The 20,027-nt window shown below is 59.8% G+C and carries 15 protein-coding genes and 4 pseudogenes; 6 read left to right on the forward strand and 13 right to left on the reverse strand.

Features of this window, described 5'->3' with window-relative positions; translation table 11 throughout:
* Positions 1-76 precede the first annotated feature (76 nt).
* The gene (locus HHL24_RS40155) at positions 77-1,300 is read left to right on the forward strand and encodes a porin (RefSeq protein WP_169490832.1); all 1,224 of its coding nucleotides are present in this window, start codon (positions 77-79) and stop codon (positions 1,298-1,300) included.
* 103 nt (positions 1,301-1,403) lie between these two features.
* Entirely contained in the window at positions 1,404-2,741 is a 1,338-nt protein-coding gene (locus tag HHL24_RS40160) for an MFS transporter (protein ID WP_169490833.1), read from the forward strand.
* A 93-nt stretch (positions 2,742-2,834) separates the two neighbouring features.
* On the opposite strand, the gene HHL24_RS40165 is transcribed toward HHL24_RS40160, so the two are convergent.
* Positions 2,835-4,136, reverse strand: coding sequence for a DUF1254 domain-containing protein (locus tag HHL24_RS40165; protein ID WP_169490834.1), 1,302 nt, complete (start codon positions 4,134-4,136; stop codon positions 2,835-2,837).
* Between the two features lie 205 nt (positions 4,137-4,341).
* Between HHL24_RS40165 and HHL24_RS40170 the strand changes: the two genes are divergently transcribed.
* Together HHL24_RS40170 and HHL24_RS40175 are read left to right on the forward strand one after the other, a co-directional pair.
* Positions 4,342-5,703 carry a DUF1254 domain-containing protein gene (locus HHL24_RS40170; protein WP_169490835.1) on the forward strand — a complete coding sequence of 454 codons (1,362 nt, stop codon included), beginning with the start codon at positions 4,342-4,344 and terminating at the stop codon, positions 5,701-5,703.
* A gap of 39 nt (positions 5,704-5,742) precedes the next feature.
* Positions 5,743-7,089, forward strand: a complete 1,347-nt coding sequence (locus HHL24_RS40175) for an MFS transporter (RefSeq protein WP_169490836.1) — start codon at positions 5,743-5,745, stop codon at positions 7,087-7,089.
* A gap of 70 nt (positions 7,090-7,159) precedes the next feature.
* Here HHL24_RS40175 and HHL24_RS40180 read toward each other — a convergent pair whose 3' ends face one another.
* Positions 7,160-8,209, reverse strand: coding sequence for a DUF1254 domain-containing protein (locus HHL24_RS40180; RefSeq protein ID WP_169490837.1), 1,050 nt, complete (start codon positions 8,207-8,209; stop codon positions 7,160-7,162).
* A 394-nt stretch (positions 8,210-8,603) separates the two neighbouring features.
* Complete coding sequence (locus HHL24_RS40185; protein WP_169490838.1) at positions 8,604-9,935, reverse strand: hypothetical protein; 1,332 nt, start codon at positions 9,933-9,935, stop codon at positions 8,604-8,606.
* Positions 9,936-10,729: 794 nt separating this feature from the next.
* Here HHL24_RS40185 and HHL24_RS40190 point away from each other — a divergent pair.
* Positions 10,730-11,407 (forward strand): Crp/Fnr family transcriptional regulator, encoded by a 678-nt coding sequence (locus HHL24_RS40190; protein WP_169490839.1) that lies wholly within the window; start codon positions 10,730-10,732, stop codon positions 11,405-11,407.
* A gap of 295 nt (positions 11,408-11,702) precedes the next feature.
* Here the strand turns inward: HHL24_RS40190 and HHL24_RS45230 are convergent.
* The 6 genes and pseudogenes from HHL24_RS45230 to HHL24_RS40215 form a co-directional block, all read right to left on the reverse strand.
* Positions 11,703-12,422, reverse strand: a pseudogene (locus HHL24_RS45230) (IS110 family RNA-guided transposase); the annotation flags it as partial.
* Between the two features lie 225 nt (positions 12,423-12,647).
* Positions 12,648-13,352, reverse strand: coding sequence for an aldehyde dehydrogenase family protein (locus HHL24_RS44705; RefSeq protein WP_329606821.1), 705 nt, complete (start codon positions 13,350-13,352; stop codon positions 12,648-12,650).
* A 91-nt stretch (positions 13,353-13,443) separates the two neighbouring features.
* A pseudogene (locus HHL24_RS44710) lies at positions 13,444-14,097 on the reverse strand (aldehyde dehydrogenase family protein); the annotation flags it as partial.
* Between the two features lie 102 nt (positions 14,098-14,199).
* A complete protein-coding gene (locus tag HHL24_RS40205; RefSeq protein WP_169490841.1) occupies positions 14,200-15,318 on the reverse strand; it encodes a porin in 1,119 nt (372 codons plus the stop codon).
* Positions 15,319-15,604: 286 nt separating this feature from the next.
* The gene (locus HHL24_RS40210) at positions 15,605-16,300 is read right to left on the reverse strand and encodes an SDR family NAD(P)-dependent oxidoreductase (protein WP_169490842.1); all 696 of its coding nucleotides are present in this window, start codon (positions 16,298-16,300) and stop codon (positions 15,605-15,607) included.
* A gap of 63 nt (positions 16,301-16,363) precedes the next feature.
* Positions 16,364-17,266, reverse strand: coding sequence for a sterol desaturase family protein (locus tag HHL24_RS40215; protein WP_169490843.1), 903 nt, complete (start codon positions 17,264-17,266; stop codon positions 16,364-16,366).
* Between the two features lie 202 nt (positions 17,267-17,468).
* On the opposite strand from HHL24_RS40215, the gene HHL24_RS40220 reads away from it, so the two are divergent.
* Positions 17,469-18,173 carry a Crp/Fnr family transcriptional regulator gene (locus HHL24_RS40220; RefSeq protein WP_169490844.1) on the forward strand — a complete coding sequence of 235 codons (705 nt, stop codon included), beginning with the start codon at positions 17,469-17,471 and terminating at the stop codon, positions 18,171-18,173.
* Here the strand turns inward: HHL24_RS40220 and HHL24_RS40225 are convergent.
* From HHL24_RS40225 to HHL24_RS40240, 4 genes and pseudogenes are all read right to left on the reverse strand, one after another.
* Positions 18,109-18,663, reverse strand: a complete 555-nt coding sequence (locus HHL24_RS40225) for a hypothetical protein (protein ID WP_169490822.1) — start codon at positions 18,661-18,663, stop codon at positions 18,109-18,111. The two genes, HHL24_RS40220 and HHL24_RS40225, sit on opposite strands and share 65 nt — an antisense overlap.
* The gene (locus HHL24_RS40230; protein WP_169490845.1) at positions 18,641-19,120 is read right to left on the reverse strand and encodes a nuclear transport factor 2 family protein; all 480 of its coding nucleotides are present in this window, start codon (positions 19,118-19,120) and stop codon (positions 18,641-18,643) included. Before HHL24_RS40230 ends, HHL24_RS40225 begins: the two co-directional genes overlap by 23 nt.
* Before the next feature lie 63 nt (positions 19,121-19,183).
* Positions 19,184-19,729 (reverse strand): annotated as a pseudogene (locus HHL24_RS40235) (FAD-dependent oxidoreductase); the annotation flags it as partial.
* A gap of 66 nt (positions 19,730-19,795) precedes the next feature.
* Positions 19,796-20,027 (reverse strand): annotated as a pseudogene (locus HHL24_RS40240) (IS6 family transposase); the annotation flags it as partial.

The following is a 20,027-nucleotide window of genomic DNA, read 5'->3' on the forward strand; positions in this document are numbered from 1 at the left end:
CATGCGCGGGACGCGCGGCGCCGTCCAGTTTCCTTTCACCCGCACAAACACAAAATCGAACCATGGAGACTCGTCAATGAAACCTCGTCAACTCGCCTGGGTGCTGGGCACTCTCGTCTTCAGCGCGCATGCACAAAGCAGTGTCACCCTGTACGGCCTGATCGACTTCGGACTCACCTACGTGAACAACGCGCAAACCGCTCGAACCGCAGCGGGCCCGCGCGGCGCATCCCAGTTTGCGCTGACGGACGGCAGCGCGACCGGCGTGGCCGGAAGCCGCTGGGGACTGCGAGGTGTCGAGGACCTCGGCGGCGGTCTGCAGGCGCTCTTCGTGCTCGAAAACGGCTTCACGTTGAATAACGGGGCACTCGCGCAAGGCGGCGCCGAGTTCGGGCGACAGGCCTATGTCGGCATTTCGGGTGGATTCGGCAAGCTGACCCTGGGCCGGCAATACGACACGTACACGGATTTCGTGCAGCCGTTGACCGCAACGGGGCAATGGGCGGGCTACATGGGCGCGCAACCCGACGATGTCGATAGCCTGTCGAACACGAGCCGGATCAACAACGCCATCAAATTCCGGACTCCAGATTATCGCGGCTTCGCGGCAGCCGGTCTGTACAGCCTCGGCGGCGTGGCGGGAAGCGTCACACAGAATCAGCTGTGGTCACTCGGCGCAAGCTACAGCGTCGGCTCCATGTCGCTGGCAGCCGGCTATCTCAACGCCCGCGATCCGAATTTGTCTTTGTACGGCACGACGCCCAATAAAGGGCCGGCCACCTCGAACAATATCGGCTCATTCGGTTCGCCTACCGCGCCTGAGTCCTATCCTGTCGACGCCGGCTATGCATCGGCCAGCACGACTCAGCTCGCCGGCGCGGCCGTGCAGTATGCGTTCGACCCCGTCACGCTCGGCTTCGTGATAACGAATACACGTTTCGAAGGCCTGGGCTCCGCAGCCGGTCCCGATCCGCTGAAATACACGGGCACAGCGGTATTCACGAGTCTGGAATTCAGCGTTAGATCGCAGGTCACGCCTGCGCTTCTGCTCGCGAGTGCCATCCATTACACCGATCGCAACTCGGTCAACGGCGACGGCGGCGCCAGATACCTGCAACTGGACCTCGGCACGATCTATAACCTGTCGAAACGAACCAGCGTCTATTTGCTGACGGTGCTGCAGCGAGCCAGCGGCCGCGACTCGCTCGGACAACCCGCGGTCGCATCGATCAGCGGTTTCAGTCCGTCCGCCACGAACCACCAGATCGGTGTTCGTCTGGCGTTGCAAGAACGATTCTGAGTCCGGCTGGTTACGCCTTAATCGGAGCGCCGATCACCGGTCAGCGTCCGGGCCCGCGGTTCTCGCGCCGCGCGCCCGCAGCAATGAGATTCAGGGAGAAGACATGTTCCACATAAGCACTCGATGGCGCGCATGGATCGTAGTCGCCATGATGTTCCTGTTCATGCTGATCAATTTCGCCGACAAGGCCGTCATCGGTCTCGCGGCGGTCCCGATGATGCATGATCTCGGGCTGACGCCTCAGCAACTGGGCCTCGTCGGCAGCAGCTTTTTTCTGCTGTTTTCGACGGCCGGCGTGCTGTTCGGCTTCGCCGCCAACCGCATCAAGGCGAAATGGCTGCTGGCGGTGCTAGCTCTTGCGTGGGCGCTGGTGCAGTTTCCGCTCGTCGGCACCGTCTCGTTTCCCTTGCTGATCCTCTGCCGGGTTCTGCTCGGCGCGGGCGAGGGGCCGGCCTACCCGCTCGCCATTCATGCGACCTATAAATGGTTCGATAACAGCAAGCGCAGCATACCCAGCGCAATCGTGCTGCAAGGCGCCAACACCGGGATGCTGCTGGCCGGCCCGTGCCTGACCTTTCTGATCATTCACTACGACTGGCATCGGGCGTTCCTCGTGCTCGGCATCGCCGGCTGTCTATGGACGGTGCTGTGGCTGTTGCTCGGTGTCGAAGGCACGGTCGACGAAACGGCCGATCCGGCGGCCGCCCCCGATACGACTCAGCACGCGTCCCGACACGTCCCCTACCGGCGGCTTATCGTCGATCCGACGCTGGCGGGTTGCATTCTGCTGACCTTCGTCGGCTATTCAGTGCTGTCAGTCGGATTCACCTGGTTTCCGGCCTATCTGCGGCTCGCGCTCGGCTATCCTGCGGCCGACGCCGGGTGGCTGTTCTCGCTGATCGTCGGCGCAGGCATTCCCGTCACGCTCGCCGTGTCTTTCCTCTCCCAGTGGCTCGCCGGCAAGGGTGTAAGTTCGCGTCTATCGCGCGGCGTCATGACGAGCGTGCCGGTCGCGCTGGCAGGTCTCGCCCTATTCGGCACCACGCTGCCGATCGGTTCGGGCATCAAAGTGCTGTGCCTGAGCGCGACGAGTGTCCTGAGCCAGCTGATCTTCTTCTTCGCCCCGTTAATAATCGGCGAAGTCACGCCGACCAGGCAACGCGCCGCGTGGCTCGGCATCAATGCTTCGCTCGGCACGCTGGCGGGTCTGATCGCGCCGGCGCTGATGGGTCACTTCGTCGGCGACACGCGGGGTATCGCCGAAGGTTTCAGGCATGGTTTCGCTGTACTGGGCTGCATCCTGGTTCCATGCGGCTTACTGGGCATCTGGCTGCTCAATCCCGAACGCTCAGTGCGCCGTTTGCAGCACTTTCATGCACGCGCTGATAGCGTTCGCGACGACCTTCCTGCGACGACATCCGGGCATGAGGAAGCGGCGTAACGATGTAACGGCGGATGTAACGGCGGATGTGACGGCGGATGTAACGGTGCCGCTCGACAACGCAGCCTGCCTGCGGACAGGCTGCGCTTCAGATTATCGCTGTACATCCTCGCCGACCCGCTCGACCGGCGGAATCGTATAGTCCTTCGACAGGATCGCCTCGCGCGGATGGTACATGCGCAGGATGAGATAGAACCGGCCCGCGGGTGCAGGCAACCAGTTCGAGTGACCCTGCTGCGGCTGCCCGTGCTGGATCAGGATCTCGAGCGAACCATCCGGGCCGTAGCGCAGATCACGCGTGCGATCGCCGATCGCATAGCGCCGGATCGGGTTGTCCACGAAACAGAAATCACTGCCGTAAATGGATACTGACCAGAAGGCATCCACTGGGGGCAGCTCGCCAGCAGGAAAGCGCAAGACGTAGCCATGCTCGCCGTTGAGTTGCTCGCCGTTCCTGTCGAAGTCGCACAGCGCATAGAGCGCCTCTTCGCTCGCGAGCGCGCCGAGGCCTTTCATAGCGGTACAGGCTCGCGCCAGATAATCCGTGCCCAATCGGCCACCCGCATAGTTGATCGACCATGAGCGCGCGCGACGGCTACGGGTATGACCTTCGACGATCTCGAGACCGGCCGCAACCGCCCTTCGCAAGGCCGCCACCTGCGCGTCGCCGAGCGCATCGACATCGAACTCGCGATCCGGTGCGATGCCGATGCGGGAAAACTGGGCAACGAGCCCCGTGTCCGCCGCAGGCGGCGGATCGTCGGCCATCGCGCTCGCGAGGTTCGCGAAGAACGTCTCGCCTGACTCAGCCCAAGGCCGGTAGCCCGCGACCGCGCGCGGCAAGCGGCCCGGCGCCGTTACACGCAGGGTGAAGCCTGCCTGGAAAGCGCAGGCCTCCTCCATGTCTTCGACACCGTCGATCAGCACACGTCCGAGCATCCACACGAGATTGGTCGGGCAGCGGATTTCGACCGAACCGGGCGGCAGCGAGCCCGACCAGTTGGGCCCGACGATTGCAAAGGTCGCCGCCGACGGACCCCCCATGCGCGGGCCGAGGTTTTGAAAATTATTGCTGTACGCGTCGATGAATTCCATCACGAAGTAACGCCCGGTCGGCGCCGGCGTCGAGAGCATGACGGGGCCGTCAGCAAGATTCAGCCAGGCCATCGAGTAGAGCAGATCATTCGCAGGCGTCACCACGTCGCGGTCCTCGTGTGTCCACGGCCGCGGGCAATGCGAGAACTGATTGATCGGCGCGCGCCCGTTGTTCTGCGGCTCGTCTACGGCGGTCATGAGCGCGCACGTGCGCACGATCTCGACGAGTGGATAACCGTATATGAATGCCTGAACGCCTGCGACGTAAGCCCATTCCTGCTGTGCATTGCCAGTGGTCATTCGAGAAACTCCATGAGGATCTGCTTGCGTGCGCGAGAGCGCACGGGAGGCGGGACATCGGGACCCGTTTGCAAGCCTGAGGAGCGCAAAGTATAGGCAGCGGATGCCTCGTGAGTGTTTAACATAGCGAAACCCTAATTCCGTTATCTGGCCGTCCCGGTAGGCTTGACCCGAGTCCTTCCCATCTATAGCCGGAGCGGCATCCATGTCTTGTTCTGCAAGTGAAAACATCACCGCACTCGCCCGCGATGCGGTGCTCTATACCCTGCCTCTATTCGAAATGGCACGAGTGCGCGCAGCGATGTGTCCGCGCCGCGACGACAGCGGTCAATTCGCCGGCGACAGTCCGGATTCGACACTCGGCTGGGTCAATCAGCTGGTGCGTGGGCGCCAGTTGCTGGGCCCGCAGAACCGCGAAGTCGTGACGCCCAATAACGACACGCTCTACCTCAGCACATGGCTGGACGTGGGCGACGAACCGCTTGTACTGGAAGTGCCCGACACGGCGGCCCGCTACTACGTACTCGGTCTGCTTGACTTCTACACCAATCCGTTCGAATCCATCGGCACGCGCACGACCGGCAATGGCGCGCGGCGTTTTCTTCTCTATTACGGCGATGTTGCGCCGCCCGCCGATGACGATCTCACGCCTATCGCCTGCCCCACACGCGACGTCTGGCTGATCGGCCGCCTCCTGGTCGACGGAATGGACGATCTGGCCGCCGCGCGTGCCCTGCAGGATCGTTTCGTGTTGAAGACACTCAGCGGCCACCCCGCAGCACGGCGTTTTGACGTCGGCATGGCGCGACGTGCTGCGCTCGGCGATCCGCGCCTTTATGCGGCGGTGGTCAACGCGGCGCTCGTGCGCAATCCTCCGCCTGCCGCGGAATCCGCGGTCGTCGCTCAGTATGCTGCCGTCGGCATCGGTGCAAACATTGACGTCTCGGTGCTTGAGGCGCCCAAGCTCGCCGCGCTCGGCAGCGCGCTCGATCAGGTGATCGGCGAACTGGGCGCGCCCCAGCCGTCGGCGCTCGGTGGCGGATGGTTCCTGCCAGTGGAAGTCGGCGCTTCATTCGGCGACGACTACCTGACGCGCGCGCACGTCAGCCGGAACTACATCGGCGCGCTCGGCGTCGAGGAAGCGATGTACGTCACCGCCGACTGCGACAGCGAAGGACGGCCGCTCGACGGGCGCTATACGTACGAACTGTCGTTCCCGCCTGACGGAATTCCGCAGGCGCAGGCATTTTGGTCGATCACGATGTACGACAAAACCTCGTGCATGCTGGTGGATAACGTGATCGACCGATATTCGATCGGGGATCGCTCACCCCAACTGCGCTACGACGAGCACGGCCTGTCATTGCGCTTATCGGCAGCGCCACCGGTCGACGCCTCAACGCGATCCAACTGGCTGCCTGCGCCAGACGGCCTGTTTTACATCATGCTTCGCATCTACATACCGAGCGCGGCCCATCTCGAGCAACGTTTTCACTATCCGCCGATTCGCCGCGTGCAACCCCAGGAAGGCGGCGTACGTACCGACCAGAACAGCATGGCGAGTTGAGACCAGACCGGCGTTCAGGAATAAAACCAAGGAGGAGACATGTTCCAGTCAACCCGCCCATGGCGCGCGTGGGTCGTGGTCGCCATGATGTTCCTGTTCATGCTGATCAATTTCGCCGATAAGGCTGTGATTGGTCTTGCGGCCGTGCCGATGATGCACGACCTGGGACTGTCGCCCGAGCAATTGGGCCTCGTCGGCAGCAGCTTTTTCGTTCTTTTTTCGGTCTCCGGCATCCTGTTCGGCTTTGCTGCCAACCGGATCAAAACGAAATGGCTGCTGATGCTGCTATCGCTCGTATGGGCCGCGGTGCAATTCCCACTGGTCGGTACCGTGTCGTTTCCATTGCTGATTGCATGTCGCATCGTATTGGGCGCCGGCGAGGGCCCAGCCTTCGCATTGGCCATTCACGCCACGTACAAGTGGTTTGGTAACAGCAAGCGCAACATTCCCACCGCCATCGTTCAGCAAGGCGCCAACACCGGCATGCTCGTGGCGGGGCCGTGCCTCACGTGGCTGATGATTCACTATGACTGGCATAGCGCATTCCTCGCGCTCGGTATCGTTGGCGTAATCTGGACAGTCCTCTGGTTGGTCTTCGGTGCGGAAGGCACGGTCGACGAGCATCCCCCGGAACAAGTCGCGGACGCGCCTGCGCCGGACACCTCGCGCGTGCCCTATCGGACACTTACCGCGGATCGGACACTGCTCGGCACCTTCGTTCTTTCGTTCGTCGGGTTCCTGGTGCTTTCGCTCTGTTTTACCTGGTTCCCCGCCTACCTGCGGCTCGGCCTGGGTTATTCCGCAACCGAGGCTGGCTGGCTGTTTTCCGTTATCGTCGGCGCGTCGATACCGGCGTCGCTCGCGATGTCGTGGTTCTCCCAGTACCTTTTCGGCAAAGGTGTGTCGTCGCGCATCTCACGCGGGTACATGGCGAGTGGCTCGATCGCGGTAACCGGGCTTGCGTTTCTTTGCACGGCGGCTGACGTGAGCGCGACGACGAAGATCGTATGCCTAACCATCGGCGCTGGACTGGGGCAACTGATTTTTCTGTTCGGCCCGTTGATGATCGGTGAAGTCACACCTTCCCGGCAGCGCGGCGCGTGGCTCGCCATCAACAATTCGGTCGCAACCCTCGCCGGCCTGATCGCACCGGCGCTGATGGGCCGCTTTGTCGGCGCCGCGCATGGCCGCGCAATCGGCTTTGAGCACGGCTTCCTGATTCTCGGGTCCATCCTGCTTGCAGCGAGCGTTGCCGCATTCTGGTTGATAGATCCTGAAAAATCGATGCGTCGGTTGCGAGGCCTTGCCGTCCTCGATTCTGCAACCGATCGGAAGACTGTTCATGTGAAGACTTGCGGGCGGGACGAACCCGCCGGCATAAATTGAGCCCGAGCTTGACCACCACGTTTTCGGATCTATGGAAAATGCGCGCCGTAAGCACTTCCACCTGGCTAGATCAATTGACTGGTTGAGGAGCCGGAAAAGTCCACGCGCCGCTAAGAATTGCGGCGCCTGGGCGGTACAGTCGCACGGTGTAGTTCCAACCTGCGACCACGGGCAGGCAATTCGGCACCTGTCCATCGCAGCCGCCGAACTGCATCGTTATCGACCCATCGTTACCTTTCTTCGCGGTGAGGTTGTTGATCGAGTATGCGTTTAACGCGTTCTTCTCAAAGTGCCCTTGGGCGTCGTACACGCTCACCGACCAGAAAGCGTCCACGGGGACATCCTTGACCGAAACCCGATAGACAGGCCTTCCGTCATTGTTTGCGGGCGTAAAGTTGAGGTAGGTTGCGTCCTTGTCGGGATTACCACCCCACGCTGCCGCGGCTCCGACCAGGCGTCGCACCGGGTCGACCTCCTCCCTGGTGCCGAACGCTCGCTTGAAATCCGGGATGGTCGAAGCGAGAATCAGCAACGCGTCGTGAATCTTCTTCTGGCTCACGGCATCCCAGTTAGGTATCTCGAGCCTGCCCGGTGACTTCTGGCTGACCGTGATCGCGTCCTGCAGGGCGTGGACCTGCTTGATGTCGTTTTGGCTATTCGGGTCAACCAGCGTTCGTATCCCGACGACGACGTAACGCGTACCCACACTCTCTCGGGTGAGGATATGCGTACCCGCACCGTAAAATACGTTCGGCACATAGTGGTCCTCGTTAATAACCTGCATCGCCATATAACGGGCACCTGGATCAGGCATCTCGATCGTCACGGGTCCGGCGTCGAGGTCGAAGACTCCCGATGAATACAGCGTGTCGCGGTTCAGGCGGATGACGATCTGACGCTCAATCGACGCGGGCTGCCGCCGATGGAACAGTTTGCCTAGTCCCCCTTGCTTTGCCAACGCAACCACATACATGTCGGATTCTGCTCGAACAAAATTGTCGACGGTAACAGGAATGGTCGTACCTGATGGAGGAGCCGCGAAGGTTTGCGATTGGGCGGTGCCAATGGCTGCGAGAAAAATGCCTGCGACGCAGGTGGCAATCGGTGCAGTTTTCTTCATGAATCGTCCGTTCAATTATTCAAATAGGGGCAACAATTTTTCGATGGCGGTAGGTTACAGTCTTTAGCGGCCCGCTAGGCCGACCTTAAAATCTGATGTGGTGGCCGGGTATCGGCGCTGTTACGAAAGAGCGTCGAGCCGCTGGCCGCGCGATTCCCTCGAACGGCACAAAGTGGCCGCGTCCCTTGAAAAATTCATCGTCGATGCGATAGCCCTCTTCAGATCGCAAGCTCGCCGAGTTGTCCATTTTCGTCAGAGTCGCGCTTCAGCGAAAAAGGATTGCTGGCGTCGGCAGATAAGGCGCATCCGTTGCGTTTGAAACGAAGTGCAGAGTCTGGAGGGGCGGCGAAGCGCACCCTTCCAGAGTTGCGCGATGCCAACCGCCTAACAATCCCTAGTTTCCCTGTTTACATCCGAGCGTCTCAAAAGCAGCCGTCGACATGTACGTAATGGTTGGCAGGTAGGAACCGACGACGGAAGACTCGTCGCCCGGTGTTTTGGTGTTTTGGATCGCATTCGGAAAAACCACGCTCGGAAGCATGTTTCGCATAATAAGGAACCCGTCATCGATATGACCGGCGCCGTCGCCTGCGTCGGACCATGTGATGAAACCGCGTCCGCATGCCGCTGTTGCGTTACCTGGCATATCCGCGGCACGGCTGACGACGATAGTGTAGTTCCCATTCGCGTCGACGGGTACCTGCTCATCGGAGAGACAGGCAGTAGCCTTTTGCGTGTAGAACTCGTTGCTGCAAATGGACCAGTAGCGCAACTGGCCCGTTGACATGGTGGCGGCGTCGTTGAACGTTCTAGGCGTAGTCGGCACGCGCCCTTGCAGGACAACGACAGCCCCGTACGCCCGACTGATAAACGCGGCAACGTAAGCGTTATCAAGGTTCGCGAAGTATCCGACCTGACGCACTGGATTGCCGCCGCATTTTCCGTAGAACGCGCACTGCAAACCAAACTGCGTGTTGTACTGGGCTCTCCAAACGCTGGGGCTCATCGCCGGGAAGCCTGCAGGCAATCCGGATTGATCCCGCAGTGCCGCATAGGTTGCGGCAGGCAGCAACTGGGATACGACCGCTGTCTGCACAGGTGACAACACGCTACAGGCCTGCGCGTCAGTCAATATAGTGCCGTCTGCCTGTTGCACCTGAAGGTGAGGAAGACCGACCCCGCCCGTCGCGTCGGAACCTTTGTCCGCGACATATACGCGATACCAGACCGTGATTGTCTGACCGTATTCGCTGTTCGCGTAAAGCGTGTTAGGGGTGGCCGTTCCCGAAGCCGCCGTCGGCACGATTTCCACCGTGTAGTTGCGGTTGGCCGCATAGCGTGCGGCACCCGGCACAAAGGGATTTGTCGAACCGGCATCCGGCGCAATCTGATAGTCGGTCAGCGCTACAGCCGGTGCATTGTTGGTTTGATAACTGTTGAACGACATGTACCTTGAATAGGCGAATTGCCCTTTTAGAAATACGCGCGCACCCGCTGGAATCTTGAATTGTGCGGACCAGTAGGTCGCGCCCGAGTCAGGGTACGCTTCGTTGACCTCGCCGACCGCCGTACCGATAGGGCCTTGCCACAAACAGGTCGTCATTGCGTGCGCGACAGAAAAGCTGGCCGGAAGCGGTTGTGCAGTATCGATACCGCCGCCGCACCCTGACATCGCTACTGCGCCAAGCATAACCAATCCCCTTAACATAACTGACTTCAATATCAAACGCTTACTCTTGCATGTTCTCATGACTCGATTGTCTCCCGGTTTGCTATCTTGTCTGCCACTCTTGGTTTGGTTGCTGCTAAAGCGCATGCCCCCTCGATATAGTCGAGAAGCTACCGGCAAAGCCGGCCGAGATTCTGTCGTCTCCAGCGGCCAGTATGCCTCGAGGCCAATATCTATTAAAACGTTAAGCGCCTTGTTGAAGGCGGATAGCGCCATGGCGCCGGCCGCCTCGCTCCCGTTGTCAGGAGGCGCCTCATATACGAGGCTATTGACTCGCCCGGCAACGCCGCGTCACTCGCGCAATAACTTCCTTTCCACGCGCTCCGGAACTGCCAATCACTCGCGCCAAAAATTGCAAACCTGCCATCCCCGTCCGGTTTGTGACGCCGGCGCAGCGTCATGTAGACATCGACCAGGATATCCTGGCTCGCCGCGCGGCGCACTTCGAGACTGCACGGCAACATAATCCTCTGCGCTGGAAGGGCCGCACGCGCAACTGGCAGCGCACATAACCAGGCGCGAAGGCTGCCTAAAATCTATTGTTGAGGCGACAACTCAACTTGAAAATTTTCTTGCGCGAACTCATACTGCTTTCTCTTTTCTATGCGTGCTGTCTTTATCCGGCAACTTATGACGCTTTGCGTGTTTGGGTCAAGGCGAGTGAGGCAGCTCCCGCAAAGCCTTGGATGCGTGGCAACTCGCATATGTGTCACGATTCATGATGCAAGAGTTGACTCGGCAAGACTGCTCAATTTTTGACGATTTAGGGCTAGTACCGATGCGTGTTCAGCATGAAGATCTTCTTCGATAATCCCTGGTTCGAAAGCTTGCCCCGAACTGACGCCGACGCATTGCTGGCTGCCGCAAGGCCTAGGCATTTGGCCAAGGGAGCGGTTCTTTTTCGGCAGGGAGACCCGTTCAATGAATCGCGCGATGGTTTTTTTGGCGTTGCCAGGGGGGCGATCAAATTCTTCGTTATACATCCCGACGGCAACGAGGCGATTCTGACCATCATCGAAGCTGGCAATTGGTTTGGCGAGGTGATGCTACTGGATCGGCAACCGCGGACCACCGCAACGGTTGCGCTCGAGGACACGGAACTGCTCGTCGTTAGGCCTGAGGTCTTCGAGGCGATGATGCACCGCAACTCGTTCGCGCAGGCCATCGCCGTGCTGGAGGCTAGACGATTGCAGAGCGCGTTCGGGGTTGTGGCGGACGTCGCACTACGACGCATGCATACGCGCGTGGCACGCCGTCTTGTCTTGTTGGCGCATGGTGATGTCACTCAGTCCAATAGCGGACGCCGCACCATAGACACGTCGCAGGACAATATTGCGATGATGTTGGGCGTGAGTCGCACGACACTAAACAAAGAATTGCGAGCCTTGGAAAAAGTTGGCGCCATTCAGTTGCGCTATGGTCATATCGAAGTCATGGATATGGAATTGCTTGTCAACGCTTCAAAATAGTTCTCGAACTTCGGGAAGGTAAGGCTGAGATTTTCGTTGGTCAATCTGGTCGAATTTTGAGTGGCCGTATTTGCCCTTGATTGTGCTGAGAAAGTCTTATTCGGTTTTTGGGGTGGTCGACTTTTCAGCACATTTTCGACGTCTTAACGATCGGTCAAGCGAGATTTGAGAAAGTTAAGGAAGGTCTGATGCGGACGCATCGCGGATTGCAAGCAGTTCCACGATATTGACTGTCAGGTTTAGGCAGCATGCTTATGTCATCTTCCCTATAGGGTCCTCACCCCGGTCCAACCTGTTAGCCATCATGCAGCACCTGCTGGCGTTCCTTAAAGGAAGTCGTGAATGTTGTGAATCGTCGCGACCAGGCGTTAGCAGTTGGCGAAACGTGACATTTCTCCGGTCGCGCCGGCAACGCCCAGATGGTTCTTGCCAACTTGTTAGCGACAGCGGCAACCGCTACGTTAAATGGTCTACGCTTGAGCAGACCGTCAACCCAGTATGTTCGTTTGCCTTGAATGATCACTGAACGGGCTCCGTACATCAGTAGCGTGCGCAAATTAGTGTCACCCCGGTTGCTCAGACCCATCTGCCTGACCCGTTCGCCAGTTTCAGTTTGTCCTGGCACAAGGCCCAGCCATGCGGACAACTCGCGACCAGAATTGAACGTACGCGGATCACCAATAGCCGCAACCGTCGCTCTGTGAGACGTCCACGCAAGGAATATCAGCGACCTTCTGACGATCCGGATTGCCACGAAACAGAGCGGCTCGCGCAAGCGCAGCGGGAATTGCTTTGCTGAAGGCCCGGTAGCCTTCGGGCAGTACTTTTCGAAACTCAGACAGCAGGCCTCGCAATGCATTGGTTTGCATGATGCGAAACTTCGTCTATTGCGCGCACTCGGTGGATTGCCAGGACTGTTTGCTGAGCTTCGCTTTTGACGGCAACGAAACGCGCCTCCGTTTGCCGAGCGGCGGTGCAGATTGCTCTGCGAATCGGCCGCGTCCGTTTTGTTCCGGGGTCCACCGGGCAGATATAAGCATTGCTTCATGCCCAAACGCCTTGAGTCGCCTCGCGCAGTCATGCGCGCTGCCCCACGCTTCCACGACGACAATGAAGGTGCGCGCATGGCAAAGAACTCACGGTTTCTATTAATCCAGGGCTACTACTGAAGCCAGTACTAACAGGGTTCGCGTCGACCCGGGAATGACTTTTGTCCTTTTTGCTTGCCCGGCTCGTTCCCTCAGCTCTTAAGGCGCAACATGAAGTCGAGAATCTTGTTGGCCTTTCCCGCATACGGCGGCATGAGCATGTCGATCGAACGCCAGGGGCTCTGCTTGAATACGGGGCGCAGCTTGGAGAAAGCAAGGAAGCCTTCCAGACCGTGGTAATGGCCCATGCCGCTGTTACCTGTGCCGCCGAATGGCAGCGAGTGGATCCCCGCATGGAGCAGGCCGTCGTTGATGGTGACGCCTCCGGAGATCGTGTTATTCAGGTAGAAGTCCTGCAAGCGAGCATGGTTGCTGTAGAGGTACAGCGCCAGTGGTCGTGGGCGGTTGCCGATGTACTCGATAACTTCAGCTTCGCTCCTATAGGTGCGGATCGGTAGCAACGGGCCGAAGATTTCGCGTTGCATGATCTCCATGTCGTCGCTGACGTTGAGTACGGCATGCGGCGGCATGATGCGTCGCGCCGGGTCGCCTTGCTGGCCAGGGCAGAGATTGACCACCTTGGCGCCCTTCGCGATGGCGTCGGCTAGCATGGCCTGGATCCGATGGTATTGGCGCTCATCGATGATCGCGGTGTAGTCGCCGTTGGTAATATCGGGATAGCGGGTGCTGGCGATGCGCTGCGCCTCGCGCACGAACACGTCGACCTTGCCTTCGGGCACGAACAGGTAGTCGACGTTGGTGCAGATCTGTCCGGCGTTTAACATCTTGACCCACATGATGCGCTCGGCAGCAATGTGCAGGGGGGTAGTCGGGGGCGATCACGCAGGGCGACTTGCCGCCCAGTTCCAGCGTGACGGGCGTAAGGTTAAGGGCAGCGTTGGCCATCACGGCGCGGCCAGTCTGCGGCGAACCGGTAAAGAACAGATGATCGAACGGCAAACGTGTGAAGGCTGGACCGCGGCCGTTGCCGTCCTCGAAGAAGGCGAGCTTGTCTTCTTCGAAGTAGCTCGGCGCGATCTCCTTGAGGAGCGCGGCCAGATGATTTGAATTCTCCGACATCTTGATCATGGCCCGGTTACCCGCGGCGAACGCGCAGATCAGCGGCTGAAATACCATGGCAATCGGAAAGTTCCACGGCACCACGATCCCTACTACGCCGACCGGCTGCGGAAATGTCCAGGCTTTCGCGAGCGGGTACTGGGTCATGTCGAGGCGACGCTTCTGCGTCTTCATCCAGCCCTTGAGTCGCCTGATGGCGTCGAGCGCCGCATCCTGCACCTGCAGTATTTCCGTCAGCTTGGTTTCGAAGCTGCTGCGGCAGCCGTAGTCCCGATTCACTGCAGCTACCAGCTCCTCCTTATGCTCGACCATCATGCGATGGATCATGCGCAGATCGGCGCGCCGCTCTTCCAGATCGGGATTGCGGTTGCGCCGGTAGGCCGCCTGCTGGAGCTCGAATACGCGTTGGAATTCCACCGGGATTGCCGTGGTGTGAACGTTAGGGGTGTGAAGCATGTTCATAGGTATACCGCGGACAAGTGTGGTTGTCCAAATATAGGTTCCAAGGAAAGCAGCAAAGCGTCCTCGCAGGGTGTCGGCCACCGGCCGACGCCTCTGCACGCTTTAGAAGCGGTGGGTCATGCCCACCGTTGCGAGAACCTGTTTCGTGTCGGGCTCGCTCACCGTGATCCCTGGCCAGCTGACAGTCGAGCTTCCGTTGTTCTTGATGTAACCGGCGCGCGCGTAAAGGCTCGTGCGCTTGGACAGCGAATGATCGACGCCGACCTCGACGCCCGGTGCATTGTCGTGCGCGCCACGCACGTTTCGTTCGAACATTGCGATCTCGATGGCATCTGCCGGTGTCGCCTGGATCGTCGCACCCAGCTGGGCGGTGCTGTAGGAGTGTGCAGTGCCGAGCAGCCCAGCGAGCGACCTGGAGGGCGCGTCGCTCGCGCGCTGGTACGAATAGTTAAATTTAAGGTTGACGATCCCGATCCGATACGCGAGCGCTCCGATGAAGTGCTCGGTGCCGAGCAGGCTCAGCGGCCCTGGCAGCCCGGGGATCGTCGCCTGCCCAGAATGCTGGTTGACATACGCGATGCCAGCATAGAGGCCGTAGCCGGAATAGCTCGCGCCCACATTCAGCATGTTGCCGGTCGTCTCCGGGGTCGGCTGGCTTACTGTGGCCGAGAACGCGTACATACCGTAGAGCTTCAGCCCGTTCAGGTTTGGCGACTGATAGAGGATCGAGTTGCTGGCGCGGCCACTGTCATACTGCGTCGACAGCGTGTTGCGGTCCACTGCGAGAACGTTAGCCGATATCGGCGACAGTACTTCATTCAGCGAGAACGGGTCGGTGGGGTAGACGACCCGGAAACTCGGCTCGTATTGGCGCCCGAACGTCAGCAATCCGTACTTCGAGTCGGTCAGCCCTACCCATGCCTGGCGATAGAAAAGCGCCGTGGTGTCACCGAATAGCGAGCCATTGTTGATGTTGTAGCCGCTTTCGACGGTGAACTTCGCGTTGAGACCGCCGCCGAGGTCTTCGGTGCCGGTAAGTCCGAACAGAGAGCCGGTCGATCCACCGCTTCTTTCAGAAAACGCATGGGATCCACCGTTGTCGAGGTACTGGATGAAGGTATCGGCCACGCCGTACAGGGTGACACTCGAGTCGGCTGCCGCTGCTCCGCTGGCGGCGAGAATCAATGGGGTCCCCAAAATACCCATAACGATCAAACGCATGCATGTCTCCATTCTTTTGTTGCCGCTTGCAGCGGATTTGTTGGTAAAACAACGGTACGGCAGCACGCCCCCCGAATGGGACCGCACGAGGGAGCGTGTGGAGAGCCGGAAAAGGTGAAAATACGTCGGGTCGGGATTGCCAGGGAGCCGCGGACTGGAATCGACGAGCCTGCCATTCAGGCGTCGCGTCCTGATCGCGTGAGACGCAATCTGATGAATGCACGCGTGGCCGCTTGCGACTGCCCGTGGCCCGGGGGAATGCTTGCCGTAATTCGAAGCTCGCCGTTCAAACACGCCCTCTGACCGGAATGAGCGCTCCGGTAATGGGTGACGCGGACTCTGACTGTAGAAACACGATCACTCGCGCCAGGGCTGCGGGATCCACCCAACGGGTCGCATCTTCATGCGGCATCGCAGCCCGATTGGCTGCCGTGTCGATGATGCTGGGGAGCACGGCATTGACAGTGATGCTGCGGTCCTTGAGTTCTTCGGCCATTGCTTCGGTCAGCCGTGCGAGGCCTGCCTTCGATGCCGCGTACGCGCCCATCCCAGCCCACGCGTGAGTCGCCGCCAACGCGCCCACGTTGACGATTCGCCCGCCACCGCGCCGCACGAGATGTGGCAGCGCGGCCTGCGAGGACAACAGCGCAGTCCTTACGTTCATTGCGTACATCAGGTCCCACGTATCCACCGTGCCGTCCTCGACGGTTTCCAAAGCAAAGCCTCCAGCGACATTGACGAGTCCATCGAGCCCGCCCAGCCGCTCGGCCGCTGCCGCAAGACAGCTGCGTGCTGCCTCACCGTCGTTGAGATCCACCTCGTCCCATGCATGTGCGCTTCCTTGCAAATCAGACGGCGCCGGCACCTTGTCGACCAGCGCCACCTGCGAACCAGCCTCCATCAACGCGTTTCCGACAGCTCGACCGAGTACGCCGAAGCCGCCCGTCACCACAATCTTCTTTCCTTCAAGTACCTGCTTCATTCACATCTCCAGCATATTTCTGAAAGTTGTTGCCTGTACGACCTTCACGCCCCTGCCGATCGGTTAGCGCGCGGAAGATGTTGTCGTGTTGATCTGCATTTCGGCTTCTGATTCGTCGCTATAGATCTGGCCGCCGAATTTCAATGCGCTGTACTCGCGGCTCGACTGGAGCAGCGGGTAAAACATCTGGTGGTCCCAACGCTCGTACCCAAATAGGCGATCGTCGCGCAGGCCGACTTCTGCAGGATACTTGCGCGTGATGTGGGCCGTTCCGAACAGGACGTCCCAGAAAAACAGCAGATTGCCAAAGTTGCCCTTGTAGTGGCCAATGCCATCTACATTGGTGATCGCGTGGTGTGCCCGATGCGTCGCCGGCGTGGAGATGACTCGCTCGACGATCCACATGACCGGATGCAGCGCGCGGGTTCGATACAACGGCGCGTCCCAGGCCCATGCACAGTGGGCGCTCAGAATCACCACCAGCTTGACCAGGATATAGGCGTAGTAAACTCCTCCGAATCCGAAATACAGCAACACGCCCGCGACCCATAGGCCAGGCATCATCAGGTAGTAAAGAAAGTTGTTCCGGTACGTGACGCGGATGCTCATATAGGAAGCGGAATGATGGGCGCGGTGTAGCGGCCAAAGCAGCCCGGAATGGGAGGCTCGATGCCACCAGTACTGGAGCATGTCATCGCCGACAAGGAGAATCCCGACCATCGCCCACCACGGGAATCCGGACCACGCACCGCGAAGGTCTGGTGCAAGCCACGCGCAAAGCCTGTCGGTCGCGAGCAGGATTACCGGCTGCGTAAATGCCACCAGGCTGATAGTCATCAGAAGTTCGAGCTTCGTGTCATTGCTGGTGGCGTAAACGGTCTCACGATATTGCCGGCTTACGACCTCGGCCACCGCGAATCCGACAATGGCAAGTGCGATCAGGAGGTACATCACATGCGAATTCATAGGGCTTGTCTCCACCTTTGCTTGTTGATTTCTTCCAGCAACGACTGTCGCTTGTCTGGTCATGCCGGGTGAAGCAGGGCTGCGCAAGCTTGGGTGCAAGGCGGCTTGCATATGTGTCGCCGTCGTTTCATGATGCTGGAGTTGGCTCGGCAGATCTGTTCAATTCTTGACGATTCAGGGCTAATACCGATGCCGGTTCATCATGAAAGTATTCTTCGACAATCCCTGGTTTGGAAGCTTGCCCAGATCCGATGCTGATGCGTTGCTGGCTGCTGCGACTCGCAGGCATTTGGCTCAGGGAGAGATTCTGTTTCGGCAGGGTGAGACATTCAGCGAATCGCGTGATGGTTTTTTTGGCGTTGCCAGGGGATCGATCAAGTTCTCCGTTGTCCATTCCGATGGCAACGAGGCGCTTCTGGCCATCATCGAAGCCGGCAACTGGTTCGGCGAGGTGATCCTGCTGGATCGGCATCCGCGGACCACCACGCTGGTTGCGCTGGAAGATACGGAACTGCTCGTCATCAGCGCCAAGGTATTCAACGTCATGATGCAGCGCAACACGTTCGCGCAGGCCATCGCCGTGCTCGAGGCTAGACGATTGCGGAGCACGTTTGGGGTTCTCGCGGATATCGCACTACGAAGCACGCGTACGCGCATCGCGCGTCGTCTGATCCTGCTGGCGCATGGTGATCTCACTCAGTCCAGTAGCGGACGCCGCACCATAAGCACGTCACAGGACAACATTGCGATGATGTTGGGCGTGAGTCGTACGACGCTGAACAAGGAATTGCAAGCCCTGGCGAAAATGGGGGCCATCGAGTTGCGCTACGGCCATATCGAAATCAAGGATATGGAATTGCTGGTCGAAGCGTCGGACAGTTTTCGAACTTCAGAATGGAAAGCCTGATTTTCGTTACATTTGCGGCGGTCAAATCTGATCCGATACTCGAATGACGGCAAAAGGCCCTGAGGTCGTCGCGTCGGAAGGCTTCGAAGTGCGATCCGCCGATGCGGTTGATCACCGTGTAGGCTCCGGGCTTGAGGCTACCGCGTGGGAAGACGTGGAAGTCGAGCAACGTTGTACCTGTTCGCTCGATGCGACCGTATATCAGGAAATCGATGGCGAAACAGTCTGGCCAGCGGGCAACCCAATAGGGCGACAACGGCCATCCCCGCATAGCTGAGGGCCCAGACGGCCCCACCAGAAGCCCGTACTGAACGTTGGAAAGCCCGAGGTCGGCGATCAGGCTCGACGAGAAGCCGAGCAGAATGTTGCGGTCGATGTGCGCGAGGATATGGGTGAGAGTTGGCGAAATCGCGGACTGGGCCACGCCCAGCCGGACGGCTTTATCGGGCGGGGTTTCGGGCAGATTTTCAATCCATGGGGGATTGGGCAAGTTTAGCCTTGTAGGCCGATAACGGCTGGCCGATTCGCGCGCCCATCTCCGCGCCGAGCGCCTGCAGGCCGCTCAGCGGTCGCACCATCACCTCGAAGTCGACGATCTTGCCGGCCTTGTCAAAGCGGATGAAATCGATCCCTTTGAGGTTTTTGTCGCCGACCCGCGCGCTGAACTCCAGAACGACACTCAGGCCGTCATCCGAGGCGAGTTGGCGATGGTACGTGAAGTCTTCGAATACCTGCAGCACGGTCGTCAACGCCAGTTCCAGCGCAGCCGCCGTGTGGTACGGCGAGAACGCGATCGGCGAGCGGAATACGACGTCCGGATGCGTGATGGCGCCAAGGCCGCCGAGATCTTGGCTATCGATCATCGCGTGCCACTTCGCGAGCGACGGTGCGACGGCAGGATGCAAGCCGGCAGGTGTGGACGAGTGGCTCTGGATAGTAGTCAACATGCTCTCCTGGTGGAATGTCGGTTCGACAGTCGGGGAATTGTGTGGAGCGAAACCGCGCTACCTTCAGAGCGTGGCCGCAAGCGTCGTACCCTGCAGAATCGCCCGCTTCGCATCGAGTTCGGCAGCGACGTCCGCCCCGCCGATCAGGTGCACCGCACAGCCTGCTGCGCGCAAGCCGTCATACAGTTCGCGCAGCGGCTCCTGCCCTGCGCAGATCACGATATGTTCGGCCGCCAACGTCTGCCGCTCGCCATCGATGCACACGTGCAGACCGGCATCGTCGATGCGCTCGTACGTGACGTTCGACGACATCGCTACGCGGCGTGCCTTTAATGACGTGCGGTGAATCCAGCCAGTGGTCTTGCCGAGCTGCTCGCCGACCTTGCTGGCCTTGCGTTGTAGCAGATGGACGCGGCGCGCCGGCGACCCGACATGCGGCATCCGGACGCCGCCGCGCGCTTCATAGCTGGTGTCGATGCCCCATTCGGCGTAGAACTTCGCCGGCTCGACGCTCGCGCCTTCGTGGGTCAGGTATTCGGCAACGTCGAAGCCGATCCCGCCGGCGCCGATCACGGCGACGTTCGCGCCGACCGGTTTGCCGTCACGCAGGCTCTGTCAACTTGTCGGGCGTAGACTACCTGAGTATCTAAAGCATAGTTATCCTTATCAGATAACTTACTCGACTGCGGCAGTAACAGTCCAACCATGCCATGTGGCGAAGCGTTCCTGGAGTACGGCACGATGACATGCCGCGTTCATCTGATGTCTGGGCAACGCGAAGTGCTGCCGGATTGGGCCGAAGCATGAGAGGAACGCCTGCGTGCGACGCGCATCGCGAAAGCCGCACATCTGTCGTTCGCGCCTGCGGGTCGGCTGGTGGCTGTTCTCAGCACGGTTGTTTACGCGT

Source organism: Paraburkholderia polaris (assembly GCF_012927345.1).
In the GTDB taxonomy this organism is placed as follows: Bacteria; Pseudomonadota; Gammaproteobacteria; order Burkholderiales; family Burkholderiaceae; genus Paraburkholderia; species Paraburkholderia polaris.